This is a genomic window from Microcoleus sp. Pol1C5 (assembly GCF_036701115.1).
Lineage (GTDB): Bacteria > Cyanobacteriota > Cyanobacteriia > Cyanobacteriales > Microcoleaceae > Microcoleus.
In genome coordinates this window covers 35,082-56,249 of record NZ_JAUBQE010000008.1, presented here as the reverse complement: position 1 = coordinate 56,249, position 21,168 = coordinate 35,082, and the positions used below count along the sequence as shown (strand labels likewise).

The window sequence follows — 21,168 nt, the reverse complement described above, 5'->3', positions numbered from 1 at the left end:
TATGCCCGCAGGTAGTATCCCATACCCCGACTATAAAGTTACCGTAAAAATTTAACTCAAAGGAGGTTAGAAAATGCTGCAAGAAAAAAGCACCGAAACAGCCCGCGTCAATGCTCGAAAAACCGATGTTTTTGATGTTTTCAACTTCAAACACTATATGGGGCCAAACCCTTATTTAGACACCGCCGCTTTAGTTTTCGATTTAGCGGTAACGGGGGCGAGCGAACCTTTGCCGATCGCACATTACCATAAAATTATTAGCGATCGCTACCCGCAACTGCTGCACGAAACTTTCTCGAACCATGCCCAACTGTTCGGGCGTACCGCCTCAGAAGTAGCAAAACTCGACATGGGTTTGCACTTCCAAGAGTGGAACGTCAAGCCATGTTCTCACTTTCACAGAATCAGCATAGAAGCACTTCACGCCCGCACCGGCAGAGCAGTAGTGTACGCAGTTTGGGATTGGTTTGAAGCCATCAATCAAAATCAAGACTTTCCCTTGGAAGCACAAATAGGCGCGCTGCAGAATATGTTCCGGCAGTCAGTCTACGGAGGCCCGACAGTTTATTCGTTAATGCGATCGGCATCCCAAAAAGGCATTCCCGCATTTTATTTGTGGGATGAAGGACTAATGCAATATGGGTACGGCAAAAAACTTGTTCGCGGCTCTGCAACTACCTTTGATTCTGACAGCCACTTAGACTCAGATTTTACCACGCGCAAAGACGATTGTAAAGCTTTTCTCGCTACATTAGGATTCCCTGTTCCCAAAGGCGATATTGTCTCCACAGAAAACGGAGCTCTGGCAGTTGCTAGAGAAATTGGCTACCCAGTTGCTATCAAACCAGTAGTCGGTCATAAAGGAATTGGCGTAACAGCAGATGTCCGAGATGGTGAGGAATTGCAGGCAGCTTTTAAAAGAGCAGTTAAGGCAATTCCCGAAACAGACCCGGTGCGAGTAATTGTGGAAAACAGCATCAAAGGATCTGATTTTAGGCTGCTGTGCGTTGACGGCAAGTTTGTGTCTGCAACTGAACGCCGGCCCGCGTCGGTAACAGGTGATGGCGACTCAACAATTCGCGAATTGATCCGCCGTGAAAACCGCAAACCAGAACGTTTGGATACGCCAACTTCGGCAATGAGCAAAATTCAGTCCGACGAAGCGATGGAAATGTATCTGGAAGAACAAGGGCTGTCATTGGAGAGTGTGCTAGAGCGCGATCGCACTGTGTATCTACGCAAAGTCGCTAATCTTTCCGCAGGCGGTGTCAGCATCGACGCTACCCGCACTATTCACCCGGATAACATTGTTTTGGCTCAAGATATCGCCCTACATTTTCGGTTAACTTGTTTGGGGATTGATGTGGTAACAGAAACTCTCGCCAAATCTTGGAAAACAGGCAATTTTGGGATTATCGAGATCAATGCCGCGCCGGGAATTTTTATGCACCTCAACCCCGCTGTCGGCGAAGGGGTTGATGTGCCTTCCCATATTATCGAAACTTTCTTTGACTCCGGAAAATCCGCCAGGATTCCGATTATTACTTTCAACAGAATTTCGGTACACGACCTACAAGAAACTATCGACCATATTCTGTTGCAGCATCCCGATTGGACAATCGGTGCTGTTTGTCGCGGTGGACTTTTTGTTAACCGTTCTGAAAAAGTTTTGAATAAGAATTACCATCTGAACTTGCAAAGTTTGCTCCGGAATCCCAAGCTCGATTTGTTAATAGCTGAATATCCCGAAGATATTTTGGAAGCTGAGGGAATGTTTTATCGGGGCAGCAATATGGTGGTGCTGGACAATCCCGGAGAAACTGAGATGATGTTGGTCAGAGAAAGCACTGATGACGATACTGTTGTGGTGAGGGAAGGAAGTAGTATTTCTATTCGCCGCCAGGGGTTGATCGAACAGTATACTCTGGGGGATGATGAACCGTTTACACGGGTTTATTTGAAGGAAATAGGGACTGTTTTGTAAGCTGTTCCAAATTTAAGTTGGCTTTGTGGGGCGGGTATTGAGTACCCGCCCCACCAGATTAAGGTTTTTTGTCGTTCCCCGGTTCTTGCGGGGCAGGAACTTGGGAGCACCCAGATTTGAATTCGCTTCGCTACACTTAGTTGCAATGGGTGGCAATTCCTCAGTCGTGGATGCACTATTCCTAAGAAACCCGGTTTCTTGCCAGATTTCTCGTTACCACACCAATATTTTCGTAGAAATAGGGTTTCTGAGGGTGAGCCCTATTCCTGCGATCGTAAATTTTTAGAGAATTTAGTTTCTGGGCGGTCTCTTGTGTTATCAAGGAATTTCACCAGTCTTTAAACTAATTGCACTCCGGTGGCAGAAGGTGTGGAAATATGAATGTTGGGAGTCATTGGTTTAATTCGCTGACGGAAAGTTTACTGTCGCACCGTCGGTACATTCCACCAGCGCTTACTCTTTGGATAGGTACGAGCTTGTCATTGGCAGCCTCCGCCCTTGTGTGGCATTCGGAAAACCAACGAATGCAAGTTCAATTTGATGAGCAAGCCGATCGCCTGAATGTGACTTTGCAGCAAAGCATCAATAACAATTTAGAAGTTCTTTACTCACTTCAAGCATTCTACAACGCATCTACTGAAGTTAGCAGACAAGATTTTAAGCAATTCCTTCAACCTGCACTTTCCCGACATTCTGCCATCTATTCTGTTAACTGGAGTGTGCGCGTGCCTGCTGCCCAAAAAGCAGCTTACGAAGCCGCAATTCGAGCCGAAGGTTTTCCGGCATTTCAAATTTACGAGCGAACTCGTGACCAAAAGCCGATCGAAGCAAAAGTGCGATCGGAATACTTTCCAATTATTTACAGAGAAGCACTAGAAGAAGATAACAAAGCGATCGGTTTTGATGTTGCCTCCAGCCCCGAGCGCAAAGCAGCTTTAGAGAAGTCGGTGAATACCGGGAAAATAGCTGCTTCCGCTCGGATTACATTAGTCACCAACGATCGACCGGGATTGCAAGTATTTCTGCCAGTACCCCGTCGCACAACTTCTCTAGATAACTCGGTCAAGAACCGCGAAAATCTCATGGGAGTTATTGGGGGTCTGTTTCAAATCACCCATATGGTCGATTCCTCTTTAGAATCGCTAAATTTAGACAACATTAATTTTTACCTCTATGATAACTCTGCTATAGAGAAAGAACGCTTTCTGGTGCGCTACGACTCACAAGCTAAGCAGTTGATAGATAACCCAAAACTAGAAAAGCCAGAGTTAACTAATGTTCGGGGGAAAATCTGTCAAAATCCTAGTGCTTGCACTCGCTTATTGAACGTAGCAGACCGCCAGTGGATGCTGCTAGTTTTGCCCGGGAAGGAGTACAACGGTCTGATGACGCATCAGGGTTCCCTGGCTATTTGTGCGATCGGGCTATTGATGGCTGGCAGCTTGACGATTTACCTGTTGATGTCTCTAGAACGTACCGCCAAAGTAGAACAGCAAGTGTACGATCGCACAATTCAACTAAAAGAGCGCACGGCTGAACTAGAAACAGCACTAAAAAAGCAGGAAACTCAATTTAAACTAATCCAAACTGAAAAAATGTCCAGCTTGGGACAGTTGGTGGCTGGAGTTGCCCACGAAATTAACAATCCTGTCAACTTCATCTCTGGGAACCTGATCCATACAGGCGAATATACTCGAAACTTGCTGGAACTTGTGGAAATATACCAGCAGCAATATCCGAACCCAACGCCAGAAGTGCAAGCCAAACAAAAAGAGATCGAATTGGAGTTTATCATTGAAGACTTGCCTAAAATCCTAAAATCTATGAATTTGGGAGCTGAACGCATCCGCCAGATCGTGCTTTCTCTGCGGAATTTTTCGCGATTGGATGAAGCTGAAATGAAGTCTGTTGACATTCACCAAGGCATTGACAGCACCTTGATGATTTTGGATAGTCGGCTGAAACCCCAAGCTAATTTTCCGGGCATTCAAGTCATCAAAGAATACGGAAATTTGCCCTTAGTGGAGTGTTTAGCGGGACAATTAAATCAGGTATTTATGAATATTTTGATAAATGCTATTGATGTTTTATATGACGCACAAAATCAAAAAAAGCTGCTGGGGCCAAGTTTTTCAAATTCGCCATTTTTACCTACAATTCGGATTCGCACTGAACTTTTAAGTTCTAATTATGTATGCGTGCGAATCTCTGACAATGGAACGGGCATGACGGAAAATGTCAAAAAACGTTTGTTTGAGCCGTTTTTCACTACCAAGCCTGTAGGCAAAGGTACTGGCTTGGGATTGTCGATCGGCTATCAAATAGTGGACAAACATCAAGGTTCGCTCAGGTGCGTATCGGCTCCGGGAGAGGGAACTGAATTCTGGATTGAGGTGCCGGTGCGGCAACAGTCCGAGCAATCTGTTTCTCAGGTTTCACCTGCGGTAGGTGTTAGTTGGAATGAGCGGGAGAAATCTCGCTTCTAGCTGAGTCTTACTGGGAGCATCTCAAGGAAAGCAGCCCAGCTAGAAATTGGAGTTTGGAGGCAGGAGGCAGGAGGCAGGAGGAAAGAGGAAGAAGAAAGGAGGAAGAAGGAAGGAGCCAGAAAAAGTGTTTTTACAAATACGAGATGCTCCCTAATTCCTGTTTAGAAAAGGTGAAGTATCCGCACTCTAATTGGGAAAGGTGCGGATTTCGCACTCTATTTTCAACTGTTAACTGTTAACTGTTATAGTTATTGGCAAGCGCGTGCTAATTTCCAGTGAAATATTGCCGAAAACAAATATATGGGGTTTTACCCGTCGTGACAATTTATAATTGTAGCAAGGCCAGATTACCAATTATTAACTACGATGTCTTTACAATCTATTAGCATTCCGCCCACAACCGATCGCAAACCTGTCGCTTTAATTGTCGCTTTGCATGGATGGGGTGCTAATGCTCGGGATTTGACTCCCTTAGCACCAGCTTTCAATTTGCCGGATTATCAGTTTGTGTTTCCCGATGCCCCCTTTCCCCATCCGCAAGTAAGCAGCGGCAAAGCGTGGTATAACCTTCAAAGCAAAGACGCTCAGGGATTGGTAGAAAGCCGGCAATTGCTGAGGGAATTTTTGCTGTCTTTGGAAAGCAGCACGGGCGTGCCTTTGTCTCGCACGATTTTAGGTGGCTTTTCTCAAGGCGGAGCGATGACTCTAGATGTGGGATTGACTTTGCCCGTAGCCGGCTTAATTTGTCTGAGCGGTTATTTACATCCGATTTCGCCAGTTGCTGGGAGTGCTTTGCCACCTGTTTTAATCGTGCACGGTACTCAAGATACTATTGTGCCTGTTAGTGCTGCTGTGCGATCGCGCGAGAGTTTGACGGCTTGGGGAGCTGCGGTGCAGTATCAAGAATTTAACATGGGACACGAGATTCTGCCGGAAGTTATAGATGTAATGCGAAGTTTTGTTGTAGAAACTGTGTCGAAATCTGATTAAAGGTTTAGTATATAGTATGGCGGAAGTCTCGGGCAGGGGAAAAAAATGAAAACTTTAACCAAAGCATCGCGCGATATTGCTGTACTTACTTCTCAGGACGTGGCAGAATTGGCTGTCCGTTTGGAAGTTGACGATTATACAGATCCTTTTGAGGGATTGAATGATTGGCATTTGTTGCGATCGCTTGCCTTTCAGCGGCCGGAACTGGTTGAACCTTATCTCCACCTTCTGGATATGGAAGCCTACGACGAAGCATAGACTTAAAAAATCTAGCTCAAAAATTTCGACGGAATTGAGAAAGAAGTTAGCAGCATATTTTGTTGCGGATTAAACAGATGAATTAGGGATTTTAGCCTGTTTTTATCTTAATTTCTTTCTTGATTCTTTTTTATGGCTGAAGGAAGAAGGAAGAAGGAAGAAGGAAGAAAGAATGAGGAAGAAGGAAGAAGGAAGAAAGAATGAGGAGATGCGATCGGGCAATTCTTCGCACTGGTTTCAGGAATTCATCAAGTTCTCATAACCTCGAAGGTTGCTGTATTACCAAAAATCATGAAAGGCAGACGAATTTTAATCGGCGTTACTGGCGGGATTGCGGCTTACAAAGTTTGCGAAGTAGTTTCAACTTTAGCGAAAGCTGGAGCGGAAGTTAAAGTTATTCTTACTGATGCGGCAGGGGAGTTTGTAACGCCTTTGACTTTTGCTACTCTGTGCCGCCATCCTGCTTTTACGGACAAAGATTTTTGGCAACCAAGTCACGGCCGCCCCCTGCACATTCAACTGGGAGAATGGGCGGAAGTTTTTGTGATTGCTCCTTTGACAGCTAATACTTTGGCTAAGTTGGCGGGGGGTTTTGCTGATAATTTGTTGACTAATACTGTCTTAGCTTCTACTTGCCCTATTTTGCTGGCACCGGCGATGAATACGGATATGTGGGAACAGCCGGCGGTGCAGCGGAATTGGCGGGAAGTATTGAGTTATCGGCGCTATCATGCTGCGAATCCGGGGGCGGGTATGCTGGCGTGCGATCGCGCGGGTGTCGGCCGCATGGCAGAACCTTATGAGATTTTGCCTCATATTGAATCGCTGTTGTATGCGAAGGGCGATCGAGATTTAGCGGGCATTCGGGTGTTGATCAGTGCGGGAGGAACGCGGGAACACCTCGATCCGGTGCGGTTTATCGGCAATCCTTCCACTGGCAAAATGGGTATAGCTTTGGCGCAAGCTGCACAGCACCGCGGCGCGACAGTGACGCTGGTACACAGTATAACTGGCGAATTGCCGCTCTCAGGTGTGCGGGCGATCGCAGTTACGAGTGCACAAGAAATGCGGCAGGCGATGCTGCAATGCTTTCACGAAGCGGATTTGACGGTGATGGCTGCGGCGGTAGCGGATGTGAAGCCGGCTGAGTACAGTAGTGAGAAATTGCCGAAGCGATCGCTCCCGAATTGTTTACCGTTGGCACCAGTAGCCGATATTGTGGCAGAGTTGGGAATTTTGAAACAGCCGCACCAAAAATTAATCGGGTTTGCAGCACAAACTGGCGATATTGTCAAGCCAGCTTTGGAGAAATTGCGGACAAAGAAACTGGATGTAATTGCCGCAAACCCGATCGATCAAATAGGTGCCGGTTTCGGCAGCAATACCAATCAAGCAATATTAATTAATGCCGCCGGCAAGCAAGTAGAAATAGCACCTTGCAGCAAGCTAGAAATGGCTCACCGATTGTTAGATTTTGTGATGAACGGGTGAGGGCGCGATTTACTCATTAACTGGGATTAATTACTACTGGTTCGGGCGATAATTCTGATTCCCCACAATCTGTTGATTCCGAGTCAGCCGACAACTCAGTCTCTGCGACAGTAATTTCTAGTTTAAATCCTAATGCTTCGAGCAATTCTACCAAACTATAGATTTCCGAACCTTCACTTTCACTCAGCATCTTGTCGAGTTTTTCGTGATGCTGTTTTGCTGACTCCGAAAGAGTATTCATCTTGATTCGAGCCTCAATCACCTTTTGGATGGCATTTCTCAAAAGGGCGGGTTCAGGGTTTTTTTCTTCCAAAATAGCGCCGATAAAACCAGCAGCTTCTTCCGGCTCGTGGAGAGATTCAATTAGGTACTCGCGGTCGCTATCACTTGTCGGTGCTTTCACGTTTTTCATAATCTGTCCAGTATTTTATAGCTTATCGAATGTTATATTCTTGGGTGCTTTTATCCCCAGCAATGAGGATTACCACAATTGTCAAGCCGACTTGGCCGAAGTAGAGGCGGTAGCGCGGGCCATAATTAATTCTGAGTTCAAAAACTCATTGTCCCGCTGAGTTGAAATCTCCGAGATTACCTTGCTCAACTTCGGTCAAGCCTAGATTTGATTCTAACTCTAACATTCCGCGGAGGGCATCAAGCCACTGGCTGAATAGTGCCCTACCCACTGCTGTAGTGTAAGGTCGAATTTCCCTGGGTTGTACTTCGATGATTTTATCGTACTTGATTAACAATTTCTATAGAAAGGGCGATCGACAGTGCATTAAGTGGACAAATCATACTTAAGACAGAGGCATTTGCTCGACAAAATAGTAAACCTTGTTTGAGGAAACAAAGTTTAAATCAAACAGGGCATTGTGAATGAATTGTAAATCGATCGCAACAACCAATCTACTATTCGGCAGCCTGATAATTAGCCTCGGATTGCAATCACTTCCAGCAGCAGCGCAATCAGTCACCGACGCGCAAGTTTCCGCCCTTGTAGAAGCAATGCGACAAGCCGCACCGCCACAAACTGCAAATGACGGAATGTACAGTCAGTGGCAAGTTTTACCTGGCAATATTTCCCGCTGGGCAAAATTCTGTACCAAACAAGATTTAACACCCCAACAATTTGAAGCCGACGCGACAAAAGCAAAATCAATTGTTACCTGTATCGTGGGCGATTTGCTGCGCGACGAATACAAAGCTAGCAGCAACAATGAATTAACCGCTGTACGCCGCGCCGCTTGCTGGTGGATGACAGGGGACTCCGCAGCTTGCAAAAGTGGCGCAACTGCTACTTATGCGGATAAGGTTGTCAGCGTTTACCAGCAGCAGCGGCCTAAAAAGTAAGGTTTTTGCTGCGGGATTTAGCTTTTTTTGACCGCAGATGGACGCAGATGGTTTTGTGCTGATGGACAGATAATAGGAATTGGATATCAAATTCAATTATCCTATAAGCGCCAAAGATTCTTGAGAACATTAATCAGCTCTTTCTGTCGTCGAGCGATTACTTCTGGCGTCCATTCCTGTTCCCGCAGCACTTGGGTAGTAAGCACAAAGGGTGAAACGCCCGTTTTAGTAGTGAAATACTTCTGCTTTTTTACCTCAAAATCATAATTTTGGGCTAGACTGTTTTTCGCACAAGATAGCAAAACTAAGTTGCCAAGACGATGCACATATTGCTCGCGCTCTTGCTGACTAGGAAACGACTTCATCCACTCACTATTAGGCCCTGGATTTTGGGGAAGTACGTGCTCGACAGTAATGTTGGAGAAGTTGTAAGATGCTTCACCTTCTGACAGAGCAGCATCTAAGCGCAGCAAAACATAACGACGAATTTTTTGAATTAGGTAAAGGTCACTATCGAGGACTCTAAGGATATTGTTTGACTCTTCAGGAGTAAACTGGAGCGGTGAATTGGAATTGAATAAATCTTCCTCTTGCTCAATAGCAGTAAGCAATTTGCTGTAACGTTCAATGCGCTCATTGATATTGGCGCGGACAATCATTAAACCTGCAGCTAGGCGGTCTAAATCTATAAAGAAACGCACCAAATTATCGGGGTTATTACGGTTGCGCGATAGGTAGAAAATGGCAGGTGGTATCCAGTCGAAATTATCAATTCTGTCTAAATATTTAAAGAGTTGATTTATTTCTTCTGCACGCCAAACGCTTTCATACCTTAAGTTCTGAATTTCCCAAAAAGCCTTAGCATACGGATCTAAAATTTCATCAATGAATTGCTGAGGCCCAGCCGCAGGATTGATGTTTTCCTGAAAATCTTTAAGGACGCTCTTGTTGAGTTTTTTCTTTTCCTTAATCATGCGAATATGAGAAAACAAATCTTTGAATAAGTCGCGTCCCAGCTCCTCCTCGGTATCTTCCCACTTTTTAGTATATTTTTCTTGTTGGCTTTCCGGTATTTTTCCGATAATGTCAGCTTTCAAGATATCAGTTAGAGAGAGATCCAATCCCCTATTGTTCAACACAGAAAATATCCGATATGCAGAGTCAAAGTCAGGCGTAGAAACCACTACCAAGAAGCACTGAGTAATGATGAACTGGGCAAGGCGTATACAGCACTGTTCGCCTATCGCCTGCAAACGTTGCAAGAATAAATGTGCATTTTATTGAATCAGCTTCTGACTATCCATCAGCTCAGCACTGTTCAATTCCTTGAGCTTGTTAATACCACCTTCATTTTGAATATATGCCTTGAAAAAGTCTGCATCTCGCTCGCGCAAAGTCAGACGGTAACGATTAGGAGTACCCGCAATTAAACTGCCTTTTTGGTATAGAAAAGTCGTCAAGTCATTGGCGTGTTCTTTTGGCAATGATGCCCTGAGAGCAGCTAGTAGTATCGTGAGCGTGGTTAGACGTTGCTGACCATCTACAATTTCAGCGGCTGGTTGCTCCGATTTAATCAAAACAATGCTGCCTAGAAAGTAGGGGTTGAGTTCATCAATCGTCTCGTTACCTTCTCCCAAGAATGTTAGCAAGTCTTCCAGCAGTTCCCCAGCTTCCTCCTTTGTCCAAGCATAGGGACGCTGGTAGAGGGGAATGGTGAACACAAAGTCATCGCTAAAGATTTTCTTAATGGGGTGTTCCTCACCCTTGATGCTGACACGGTTCATGCTTGGTTCCTGTGTTAGGTGTGGTTGGTAATTGCTTCCCGAAAGTCAATTTTCCCTGTTGCTAGAATACCATGCTCAAGCTTGGAAAGGCGAACTCTCAACTTAGCCTGTGGAGGCTGGTTTCATTCGTCCCGCCGCAGGTTTCAATCCGATCCTGAATTACCCATTTTCTGCCTGACTTCTCATCAACTTTTGCACGCTGGTTAAAGCCCGATTTAATTCATAATTCTTTCTTTCTGAATTCTGCAAAAAAGCCTGCTGTTCTTCTTCAATCATTAACACATCCTGCCGCACCAAACCATCTAATAACTTTTGAGCAGCACCGAAACAACTATCTTTGATCAACTTGCGAAACCATACAGGCAATTTGTGCAGCCGCCAAAACGCATTTAATGAGGTAAAATGAATTAAATAAGCCCGAGTTGCTGTCTCGCTAACCGGACAAACCAAGCAGTAAATCTTAAAGTCGCTCCCCAAAGTTGAAACCCAGTGCGGGTAAACATAACTCACCTCTAGCGGTTCCGGGTGCAGTCGGCGCAGAGATTTAAAAAACAACTGAGAAATTGACCAAATTTTATCTATTTTGTAATAACTTTGTGCCTGATAGCGAGCAGTTACTTGATGCTCGTTTTCTTCTAAAGTATCTAACACTGGATTTGCCCAAGCTTGCCAATCATCGTGCAAGTGTCCGTGGTACATATCCATCAAGTTTTCAATTAAAAATGAATAGTGTGCCTGACAGTCGATGACTGAAACTGTGGCAATATAATTTAGATGTTCCCACTCTGGCAATTCCAATAAATCTATTTTTTCGGCTTGGGTTTCGTCGCCGGGAAACAGCCAGATAAAGCCGTTTTTTTCCTGGATTGGGTAGGAGCGAATTTGGCAGTTAGGTAGCTTTTGATTTTCTGCTAAATAATCGACTTCGGCGCATTCTCCCCTTGCATTTAACCGCCATCCGTGGTAAGCACATTCGATCAAATCGCCTTTAACTTTGCCGTGGCTGAGTTTAACTTGCCGGTGCGGACATCTATCTTCTAAAGCGTTGATTTTACCTGCACTGTCGCGGAAAAGTACGATCGCCCGATTCCAGATTTTTGCAGCGACAGGCTGAGTTTGCACCTCGGTGCTACGGGCGATGGCATACCAGCGATCGAGATTAATGCCTAACTGGCGGATGTGAGTTTTTTCTCCCCTTGCAGATACCGATTTTATCGCGTTGTTTTGCATTACAAATGTTCCCAAATTACGCCCATAAAACAACCCAATTTTACAAAATAACAGCCCGGAAAGCAACGACCGTAAATTTTTCTAAATCTCCGTTCTGACAAATACCTGTCGCTAGCTAAATGTTTCAACCAACTTGGCGACAGTCTAAATCTTAATAATCTTAAAGCATTGCGAAATCCGTAGGTGGAACAGTCGGGTCTAAAATCTCTCGCCGCACCTAATATGTAGCCTATTGTCGCAGGTGTTTCGACTTCCGATATATTATCTAAAAAGACGATTTTTCCGTGCGGATTTAACAATTTTTTAATTGCAGCGAGGGAGGCAGGGAGGTTGGGCAGGTGGTGAAAAGTAGTAGCACTAACTATTAAATCAAATTTGCGATCGAGTGCTAATTGACTAGCATCCATTTGGATGTATTCGATATTTGGTGCTGAGCGTTTTTGACGGGCGATGTCCAGCATTTTTGCTGACAAATCGACGGCGACAACATTATCGTAATACTGGGCTAATTCAAAAGCAAGAATTCCCGAACCGCAGCCAATATCTAATACTGCACCTTTGCTTGTCGATAGATTTTTAGTAAAGAAATCGTTCTGGCTTTGCAAGGTGGCGACGAAATCGTATTCTGTTGCAAAAGCATCAAACATTACAGATTTATTGCGAATTTTGCAGTTACTCTTCAGCATCTATTATTGCTTTATACTCATTCAATAATATTTTAACCGTATATCCACCCCCCTCAACGCAGATATTTTTTTGTTCGCAAGCTCTGCCTTTTCTCTTTAGGTAAACCACACCCACAAACCATAACTGATTTTAACAAAAGAATATAACTGTAGGAAACCTCCAAGCCCTTATTAAATCAGTCATTCTCATTGCGTAAAATCTAAAATCTAAAATCCTATGGCTGGGGGCGGGTTTCACCGAGGAGAGCAGCCGATAATTGATGATTTATAAAACCCGCCCCCGCTGCCAACCTTAGATTTTTAACACGCCTTCGGGATTTACCGTCAAGAGCGATCGCCTCTGCAAACCCTCCTGATATAAAATAGCATTAGCTGCCAACAAACCGCTGCTAACAGCCCTTTCCATTAAACCGCAAGGAAACGGCATTTTTACCCAATCTCCCGCAAACAAAAGATTGGGAACATCGCAGCAAGTTTCTGGTCGTTCTGCATAGCTACCGGGCGGGTATCCAGAGAAATTCTTTTGATTTACCAATTCCCGGTGCAGGATATTTGCCTCTTTTAATTCCGGTACAATTTCGTACAATTCTTGCTCAAAAGTAGCCAGTAAAACTTCCTGGTTCGAAAATTCCTTCTCCTTGTAACAATAAGCGTGCAGTTCCACTACACTACCGCCAGTTTTCTGATTCCACTCGATGAACTGATCCTGAATTCGGTGGTAAAGCGTAATGCTGTCAGTCAGTTTGTAGCCGGAAAGCGAACTGAAATTGCTGTGTTCCCATGGAAATTCGCGATCGAACCAAAAACGGCCCACCGCAAACGGATCGGCTATTTTCAAGCTCTCGATCCGGCTGTACACTTGCGGATTCACTTCACCGCTAGCCAAACTAAACAAATGCTGCATCCCCGGAACATCAGCCGCAAAAACATAGTAATCAGCCTTCAATGTTTCTCCCAAATTTGGAGGCTGCGATTGGTTAACCACTGCTGTTAACTGTATTTCATCTGCTTTTTCATCGACTACCTTAAATCGAGGCAAATCCCGCTGAGCAGGCCCGCTGACAACTCGTCCTTCGGCATCAAAAACAGCCCCGTGACAAGGACAGTGAAATTTACCGTCGTTCTGTTTCTGAACAGTGCAACCTTGGTGAGTACAGCTCAGAGAAATTGCCTCTTTTCCCGACGGCGTCGCGGCAAATACGCTGTCCCCAGCGCCGAAATATTCGGTAGATTTGCTGTCAGTTAACAGTGCATTTCGCTTCACCCAAAAAGGTATTTTACTTTGCACGTCTCCCGATTGGTAAGTCAAAGAATCAATCTGACCCTTTTCCCAGCGAATCTGACTGACTGCGACATCTGTCAATACTTTGCCACCTTTGCTTTCAATGGCTCTGGCAATAGGCTGCACCAAACTCGTGCCCATATCTTGCCGCGTGCCGTTGAAGGCCAAACCCTCTGGATTTCCGAAAAAGTAAAAGTGGAAAAATTGCATTAATTCTCCCGCGCTCAATTCGTCGGGAGCATTGAGGCTGGATTTGGCAAAAGGCAGAAAATACAAGTCATAAAGTCCGCGCGGGAATTCACCTTTTACCCAGTCGGCAACGGATATATTGTCTAGTCTCTCAAAACTTTTTTGAGTCTGAAAACCGCCGATTTCCCGAAATACTTGCCAGTGAGCGGGTTTTGTCAGATTGATTCCCCACTTAAGCCGATTGGGAGAAGATATCCCCAAGTCAACTATATTCCAGGGAAAAGCTGAATGGTTGGGACGAAAAACTTCGGGTTTGTATTTGCCGTCTCGAAACAGAACGGCGTAGGATTCTAAAGATACAAAGTTATCAGTAATTTCTAGTTCTTCAACCACACTTTTGAGGTTGTAGTATTGCGGAAAAAAACCGTGGAAACCGTGTTCCATCATAAAAGTTTCGTTCCCGACTTGAATCGGCCAACTAGCAATTTTGCCACCGAGTTGGGGCGATTTTTCGAGCAATGTTACGGCGAAACCTCGCTGGGAGAGTTCGTAAGCACAGGCGAGCCCGGCCAAGCCTGCCCCCACAACTGCAACGGTTTTGCGGTTATTCAGCATTCGTGGCAAGTCAAGAGAATCTTGCACAAAAATGGTGGGCTCTGGCTTGGAAAATCGAGAGTAGCCCAGCAGCCCGCCGGCGGCACCAACTCCGAGGAATTTGAGGGCGGTGCGTCGAGAAACTGGTTGGGATAGCGGTGAATTGGTTGATTGACTCATCAGCGGTACGCGGTAACGGGCTTTAAACACAAATACGCCATAAGGCATATATCATAGACTGAAAGCAGGATGTGTGAAGAAATACTAAGACACATTCCTCAGTCCGATCGCGATCGCACCGTGTCAATCGATTTTAGATTTTAGATTTTAGATTTTAGATTTTAGATTTTAGAATTGAAGCCTTGACTTCACGGATAAATTCGGGGGGCAAGTTTCATCGGATACAGGTTTTTTATTTCTCCACGGATGAATCCGGGGGCTTGTATCCTGGATGCTTTCGGTCAAGTGCGATCGCACACAATGTATAGTGGAAGGAGGCAGGCTTTAGTTATCTAGCAGAGAACCAAGAATCAAAAAGGAAAAAGCGATCGACCCCAGAGCGTAAAATCCTCTAAATAATTAAGTGTTTTTATTTATGTTGCTCAACTCTTGGCAACCGCCGCCAATGATGCTAAAAAACTAAGAGATTTTCAGGCAAAATCTTAGGCAAAAGGCAGTCTCGACTAATTGTACGAAATAACTGGAAATATCTCCGAGGCTAAACAATTAATCAGTCGATGTTTAAGTAAGTTGGCGCGAAAAGACTTAACTATGTTAAAACCAGTAAATACAGAGAATATATCTACTGAAATCACTCAATATAGGGTCGATCGGTTCATGATATTCCTCATTCAAAAACAAGAGCAAACCCGATTCAACTTGAGAAGTGCGGATGTGCCGCAAAAAGTCAAAGACGCCCGTAGAGGTAATGCCGGTTAAACTCACATCTTGCACCATTCTTAAGAACGGGCTCTGGGGCCCATTCCACAAGATATCAATTTTTTGTGGAACAGGCGGGAAAGTCTGTTCATAAAAGGATTATTGAGAATGGTGCAACATCTCAGTTAAATGCACTTGGCTGCTAGGTAAAAAACAGGACTTACTTGAAGAAACCGGGTTTTTGTGTAAGTCTTGTTTATGCAAAACCCCTGCATAATTTACAAACTTTTACATAAATCGCAAATTTCTTGGTGCGGGCACTCAGTTAGTGCTGGTGCCCACACCCTACGGTAGATATTTGCGGTTGGTCTTGAATGCTATAATCGTGCGGCGATCGCCAGCACAGTCAAAATTCCCACCCACATCCCAATTTTTGCCAACTGCTGCCGCCAACGGCGCCCTTAACCGCCCCAAAATCATGCACTACCAATCCCAGCAGCAACGCCAAAAACACACGACTCAGAAAAAAATTAAAAAAGCTATTTTTTACTGTTTGATAGCAATATTTTTCTGCTGGAGTACCGCGAACCTCGCTACAATTGCCCAAAACACAGGCCAGGGCGGGCTTAACGGGCAAGAAATGAGAAATTTACTCGATCGGGGCAACCTCACCGAAGCCGTAACCAGAATCGAAGAAAGCTGGGAAGAAGACTATCAAACATACTTTGAACAAGACTTTGGAACCCGTGCAAAAACCGCCGAAGCAATATCAAAAACTCTCTCCCGCCTAGCAGTTCAAACAAAGAAAAAACCTGCTTTAATTTACGCTATCCCCCGCACCGACCAACTAGAATTAATCTTAATATTGCCCGATCGCCCGCCTATTCACCGCAGCGTCCCGGAAGCCAAACAAGAAAAACTGCTCTCAGTAGTCAAAGAATTCAGCAGCGAAATCACCAACCCCGTAAAACTCAACACCACCACCTATCTAGAACCAGCCCAACAACTCTACAAATGGATAGTTGCACCCCTAGAAACAGATTTGCAAACAGCAAAAATTGAAACCTTGCTGTTCTGCGTCGGCGAAGGTTTGCGAACCGTACCCCTAGCAGCAATGCACGACGGACAGCAATTTCTGATCCAAAAATACAGCCTTGCCCGCATCCCCGCATTCAAACTCACAGACAGCAATTACACCGACCTCAGAAACGTGCAAGTTCTAGCAATGGGCGCATCAGATTTCGCAGAAACGGCGAACAAAGAACCGCTACCAGCAGTGCCGTTAGAATTGGGCGCGATCGCCCGACAGTGGCCCGGTCAATCCTTTCTCAACCAAGACTTCACCATAGTAAACTTGCAATCCCAGCGACTGCAACAAAAATACGGAATCATCCACCTTGCAACCCACGCCGAATTCCGCCCCGGAACCCCAAATAACTCCTACATTCAATTTTGGGACACGCAACTTAGACTAGATCAAATGAGAGAGTTAAAATGGAACAATCCCCCTCTTGAACTGTTAGTATTAAGCGCCTGTAGAACCGCCTTGGGAGACAAAGAAGCAGAACTCGGATTTGCAGGTTTAGCGCTGCAATCGGGAGCAAAATCAGCCCTCGCCAGCCTGTGGTACGTCAGCGATGCGGGGACCCTCGCCCTGATGACAGAGTTTTACCAGCAGTTAAAAATCAGCAGACCACAAGACCCTCCAATCATTAAAGCTGAAGCTCTCAGGCAAGCACAAATTGGTGCGATCGAAGGCAAAGTGACGATCGAACGCGGTCAACTGCGAAGTTCCCGGGGCGAAACTCCCTTGCCCCCGTCTATCTCGAAACTCGACAGCAAAGATTTGTCCCATCCTTACTACTGGGCAGCTTTCAGCATTATCGGCAGTCCTTGGTAAGTGGGCCTCTTGACCGAGAGTGATGATAGGCTATAAAACATAAAGTAATTCAATGCCTGTAGCTGTCGCTCAACAGCCCGCTGCCAAGCTGTGACGAATCAAGCGGGAGCCTTCAAGGGGAAACTAAAATGAAAAAATTAGAATTTTTGCTACAAAAAGAAGGCGATCGCGCCTGGTTGCCCCTAGAAACCTCCGACGTGGAAATTCTAGAAGGTAAATACCGTGTTGTTGCTCGCATTCAGCACCCCAACACCGACATCGAAATTCGCGTTACCCATACCTCCTTCGACCCAGGGGCGCAGCGGAAAGTCCAAAGCCGATCGGCCCGCACCAACCCCGAAGGATTAGTCGTGATCATTCCCTACACCAGGCTCAAACCCGGACTGTGGGAACTCTCCTGCTTGCCAGATCCCAAGGCAACACCATTAAAACCTTGGCAGTACGGCGTTCAGTTGGAAGTATTGCCCGCAGAATCTGAAACCTCCGAACCCCTACCGCCGATCGACCAAACCGAACCTGCTGCTTCCACCGCAGCGCCACAAATCGCAGCACCGGTCGATCGCGCAGCCTCACAAATTGCAGCACCGGTCGATCGCGCAGCCCCACAAATTGCAGCACCGGTCGATCGCGCAGCCCCACAAATTGCAGCACCTATCGATCGCCCCGCACCAACCCAAATCGCAGCAGCCGATTCAGCACCCCAGCAAACCAAAATTTACCAATTCCCAATTCCCCAAACCCCCGAACCCAAACCGGGCGTCAAACTCGAACTCGTCCTCGATCGAGAAACCTTCGTCACCCAACTCGGTCGCCCCTTAATCATTTCCGGTAAAATCGGCATTCCCCAACCCCCCCAGCAAAGCAGAAAAACAGCAACTCTCATCCCCGAATCCGAAGCGCTAGAACTCAAACAACTCATCGGTTCAGCACAACTGCAAATTTACCTGCGCGACCCCCAAACCTCAAAAATTCTCGCAGAAATCCAGCAGCCAATGCCAGAACAAGTTCCCCCCTGCATCTTTGCCTGCGTCACCTACATCCCAACCGAATGCAAAAGTCGCCTCATTTTAGGAGAAGCAATTCTTAGCAGCGGCGACGTCACCCTAGCCACCAAACTATTCACAATTACAGCTCGTTTAGAGCACCTTCTACAGGAAATTAAAGACAATTTCATCGAAGAAAAGCATCAAGCCGAACCCTCCCCAACAGCATCAAAACAGCCTGGAAGCGCCAAAAATATATCCTTCCTCAAGCTAGTAGAAAAATCCTTAGACCCTCCATCCCCCGCCGAATCCCCAAGCAAGGAAGCCCTACCCCCTCTACTGGCTTCGCGTCACACCCCAAGTGCAGGCGGTCTAGAACTGCCCGCATTCGGTAACAAACTACCCGACAGCAGCCGATCGCAATTGCTGTCGGAAATCTCCAATTCGCCTCGCACAGCCGCAGAGTCGATCGACCTACAAACCAAACCCTCAGACATCCCAACTCCCCCTCAAACAGCGGAAACCGGAGCGATCGACCAAAAGCCAGAAAACAACGTCGAATTAGAAAAAAAAGCCCCAGAAACCCAGCCAGCACCCACAAAACAGGCATTTCAAACCTTAAACGTCGAAAGGCGATTTTGGTCGCGACTGAGTTCCTTAGCCAGCAACGGCGAATCCCCCGACTGGCTCAAAGCAACCACCCTGTCACCAACTCCAACAGCCCCCGCAAATAGCAGCGACGAAATTGCCGTTGTGGAAGAAAGCAGCGCAACCCAGCAGCAACCAGAAACCAGCGCAACAATTTCCGACCCCAAATCCACTAGCCCAGAAGCCAGAGAATTTGTGGTTTTTGACGAACCCCCGCAACCGAAAAAAGTTGGTCAAAAAACCACAACTGTCGCAGCAGAAGTAACTCCCCCGACTCCCTACGTTTTGCCAGAAGACGAGTTAGTACCGATGCCCATTTTGGAATTGCCGCGCGCCGAAATCCTCGCGGGCCAGGCTGTAAAAGTGCAAGTGCAACTGCCGGAATTAATGCCCCGGATTTATGTGAAAGTTTGGGTGTACGATCGACAAACCTACCTGATTCTTGATGGGCCGCGCTGGATTACCGAATTTAAAGCTAACGGCTTGGGAAATGTTCGAGCAAGTGTGGAGTTAGAGATTCCCTACGGCTGCATGGAAGTCGAATTTGAGGCGATCGCCGTCGAAATGCAAACTCAGCGGGAAAGCCACAAAGTAAGCGTTCACCGCCAAGTTTTGCCCCCAGCCGGGCCAACTTTACCCCTTGATGGGTAAGCCAAAATCCGCGTGCATCCCGGTTCATCGGCTGACATCTGCGGTTAAAAAAAGCCTGTTGACAAAAGACTATTAAAAAATCTGGATTGGGGGGCGAGAACTCGAGGAAGATTCCCGGTTTCTCGCCCGCGCGCAACTCTGAATCTACTTAGCAGTCAACTGCCGAAACTTCTTCTTAAACTTATTTTTATACACGTAGATCGATCGCTGTAAATCCTCAACTTGCAGCGACATCTCGGCCGCCAAACCCGTGCGGTTCCAAACATCCTCCTGACACTTGCGGCGACAAAAATTCATCGGTTCCGAGTAAACTTTCCCACTCGATAAAGTTGGCTTCGGCCCGCACCAGTGAATGACCGTCGCCTGAGTTGGATCGCCCGCAGGCCCCCTTGACTCAACCGGAAACCGCTTTCTGAGCAAATCCTGGTCAAAATCCGGCACCAACAACTGCATATCCACATTCTGCACCCGCAGTTTGCCCTCTTGAGCCGCGCGGAAGACCATCAGGTTAAAAAAGCCCATGTCTCCATACTTAAATATCTCTGGATGTTCATCATTAAAATCCAGAATCTTTCTATACTCCTCTAAGCTAAAAACACCTCGCTTCCCAAAGAATGTGCCTGGACAGACATAGCGAGAGCGATAGTCTTGCCAACGAAAATCTGGAAAATACTTTTCGACTCCCGGAATGTCAAAGAAAAATTCCGTGATATCCGCATCTGAGTAATCGTTACAAGGCTGGTCAATAATAAAGTCGAAGTCTTGAAAATTAGCCAATTTGAGGACATCTCCCCAAATAATTGTATCTGCATCCATCACGAGAAAATTTTGCCACGGACTTTCCCAAAAGGGAATCATATGACTTTTTCCCCAACCAAAGCTTCTTTCTCTCAGAAGTGGCTCAGAGACGGTATCGTGATTAATGACGCGCACTCCGTAAACTTTTTCTAGAGGACTCACGGAAAACGTACCGTCAATCAACAGGCAGATGGGAACATCTCCCAGGAAATATCGGATGCTAGCACAGCAACCCTTTGCAAACAAATAATCTTGGTCGCAACAAGCAATAATAACACCAAAATCTTCCATAAAACCTCACTTTTTCACTAATACCAGTTACCCAAAATCATCCAAGTGTAGGCAAGCTCCAAACATTGATGTCATCAGTTACTCCCACTTCTTTAAGCGAAAATGGTATAACTTGCTCACCCCCAGCGTTTGGTTTTTTTGTTCTGACAGCAGCTCTATTTTAGACTTCTGCATTTTCGCCAGCTTAACACTAAACTCCTGCGATCGTCCGTAGGTAAAAACATCGTTAAAACCGCTAGGAATCTTGGGCATAGTTGGTCTGTCAAGCAAGTGAGCTTTCCCTGGGCCAACAGCGGGTCAAGCACCACCAGTTGCAGTCGTACTCAAACAACAACAAAGTTGTGTTAAAATAGCGGGAAATTAAACCCGCCGACGGTTAGTCTCAAAAAAGGCGATCGTCCTGGCAAGTCCCGACGGCAGCGGGCATCAAAAAAACCAAATTGGTCAAGCCTGAACTTTGGTTTAGATCGGGTCTATCTACCAGCCTTTAAGTTTCAGTTCCCCACTCATGGCGGGAAAATAGCCCCTGCCGGGTCGCGAGGTTTAAAGTTAGGTTAAAAAGCTTGACATTATAGGATATAAAGCTGTATAAGGGATGCGACAAGCAGCCACAATCCTACCTAATAACTGTCTGTTAAGTCTGGCGTAACCGAGGACTCTGGGCAGTTGTCAGTTAGAGGCAGATTGTGGTCGA

17 protein-coding genes are annotated in these 21,168 nt (G+C 46.0%); 8 read left to right on the top strand and 9 right to left on the bottom strand.

What is annotated here, in order from left to right:
* Window positions 1-73 precede the first annotated feature (73 nt).
* From QUA23_RS06635 to coaBC, 5 genes are all read left to right on the top strand, one after another.
* The gene (locus QUA23_RS06635; protein ID WP_333075230.1) at window positions 74-1,984 is read left to right on the top strand and encodes an ATP-binding protein; all 1,911 of its coding nucleotides are present in this window, start codon (window positions 74-76) and stop codon (window positions 1,982-1,984) included.
* A 377-nt stretch (window positions 1,985-2,361) separates the two neighbouring features.
* Complete coding sequence (locus QUA23_RS06630; protein WP_333400751.1) at window positions 2,362-4,470, top strand: CHASE domain-containing protein; 2,109 nt, start codon at window positions 2,362-2,364, stop codon at window positions 4,468-4,470.
* 366 nt (window positions 4,471-4,836) lie between these two features.
* Window positions 4,837-5,460, top strand: a complete 624-nt coding sequence (locus tag QUA23_RS06625; RefSeq protein ID WP_333075226.1) for an alpha/beta hydrolase — start codon at window positions 4,837-4,839, stop codon at window positions 5,458-5,460.
* A gap of 45 nt (window positions 5,461-5,505) precedes the next feature.
* Complete coding sequence (gene isiD / locus QUA23_RS06620; protein ID WP_006632739.1) at window positions 5,506-5,718, top strand: protein IsiD; 213 nt, start codon at window positions 5,506-5,508, stop codon at window positions 5,716-5,718.
* Between the two features lie 291 nt (window positions 5,719-6,009).
* Entirely contained in the window at window positions 6,010-7,209 is a 1,200-nt protein-coding gene (gene coaBC / locus QUA23_RS06615) for a bifunctional phosphopantothenoylcysteine decarboxylase/phosphopantothenate--cysteine ligase CoaBC (RefSeq protein ID WP_333075225.1), read from the top strand.
* Between the two features lie 16 nt (window positions 7,210-7,225).
* Here the strand turns inward: coaBC and QUA23_RS06610 are convergent, their stop codons facing one another.
* The gene (locus QUA23_RS06610; RefSeq protein WP_333075223.1) at window positions 7,226-7,621 is read right to left on the bottom strand and encodes a transcriptional regulator; all 396 of its coding nucleotides are present in this window, start codon (window positions 7,619-7,621) and stop codon (window positions 7,226-7,228) included.
* 464 nt (window positions 7,622-8,085) lie between these two features.
* Between QUA23_RS06610 and QUA23_RS06605 the strand changes: the two genes are divergently transcribed.
* A complete protein-coding gene (locus QUA23_RS06605; protein WP_333075221.1) occupies window positions 8,086-8,559 on the top strand; it encodes a hypothetical protein in 474 nt (157 codons plus the stop codon).
* 101 nt (window positions 8,560-8,660) lie between these two features.
* Here QUA23_RS06605 and QUA23_RS06600 read toward each other — a convergent pair whose 3' ends face one another.
* From QUA23_RS06600 to QUA23_RS06575, 6 genes are all read right to left on the bottom strand, one after another.
* Window positions 8,661-9,698, bottom strand: a complete 1,038-nt coding sequence (locus tag QUA23_RS06600; protein WP_333075219.1) for an HNH endonuclease family protein — start codon at window positions 9,696-9,698, stop codon at window positions 8,661-8,663.
* Between the two features lie 138 nt (window positions 9,699-9,836).
* Complete coding sequence (locus QUA23_RS06595; RefSeq protein ID WP_333075217.1) at window positions 9,837-10,343, bottom strand: DUF262 domain-containing protein; 507 nt, start codon at window positions 10,341-10,343, stop codon at window positions 9,837-9,839.
* Between the two features lie 159 nt (window positions 10,344-10,502).
* Window positions 10,503-11,573 (bottom strand): aromatic ring-hydroxylating dioxygenase subunit alpha, encoded by a 1,071-nt coding sequence (locus QUA23_RS06590; protein ID WP_333075215.1) that lies wholly within the window; start codon window positions 11,571-11,573, stop codon window positions 10,503-10,505.
* Window positions 11,573-12,259 (bottom strand): methyltransferase domain-containing protein, encoded by a 687-nt coding sequence (locus QUA23_RS06585; RefSeq protein ID WP_333075213.1) that lies wholly within the window; start codon window positions 12,257-12,259, stop codon window positions 11,573-11,575. The genes QUA23_RS06590 and QUA23_RS06585 overlap by 1 nt, the downstream gene beginning before the upstream one ends.
* Window positions 12,260-12,551: 292 nt before the next feature.
* The gene (locus tag QUA23_RS06580; protein WP_333075318.1) at window positions 12,552-14,504 is read right to left on the bottom strand and encodes an FAD-dependent oxidoreductase; all 1,953 of its coding nucleotides are present in this window, start codon (window positions 14,502-14,504) and stop codon (window positions 12,552-12,554) included.
* Window positions 14,505-15,098: 594 nt separating this feature from the next.
* Window positions 15,099-15,281 carry a hypothetical protein gene (locus QUA23_RS06575; RefSeq protein ID WP_333075212.1) on the bottom strand — a complete coding sequence of 61 codons (183 nt, stop codon included), beginning with the start codon at window positions 15,279-15,281 and terminating at the stop codon, window positions 15,099-15,101.
* Between the two features lie 250 nt (window positions 15,282-15,531).
* Between QUA23_RS06575 and QUA23_RS06570 the strand changes: the two genes are divergently transcribed.
* Together QUA23_RS06570 and QUA23_RS06565 are read left to right on the top strand one after the other, a co-directional pair.
* Entirely contained in the window at window positions 15,532-17,103 is a 1,572-nt protein-coding gene (locus QUA23_RS06570) for a CHAT domain-containing protein (RefSeq protein ID WP_333400749.1), read from the top strand.
* Between the two features lie 128 nt (window positions 17,104-17,231).
* On the top strand, window positions 17,232-19,385 hold the full coding sequence (locus QUA23_RS06565; protein WP_333075209.1) for a hypothetical protein: 2,154 nt from the start codon (window positions 17,232-17,234) through the stop codon (window positions 19,383-19,385).
* A 144-nt stretch (window positions 19,386-19,529) separates the two neighbouring features.
* Here QUA23_RS06565 and QUA23_RS06560 read toward each other — a convergent pair whose 3' ends face one another.
* Window positions 19,530-20,474, bottom strand: coding sequence for a hypothetical protein (locus QUA23_RS06560; RefSeq protein WP_333075207.1), 945 nt, complete (start codon window positions 20,472-20,474; stop codon window positions 19,530-19,532).
* Window positions 20,475-20,552: 78 nt separating this feature from the next.
* Window positions 20,553-20,726, bottom strand: coding sequence for a hypothetical protein (locus QUA23_RS06555; RefSeq protein WP_333075206.1), 174 nt, complete (start codon window positions 20,724-20,726; stop codon window positions 20,553-20,555).
* Between the last annotated feature and the right edge of the window lie 442 nt (window positions 20,727-21,168).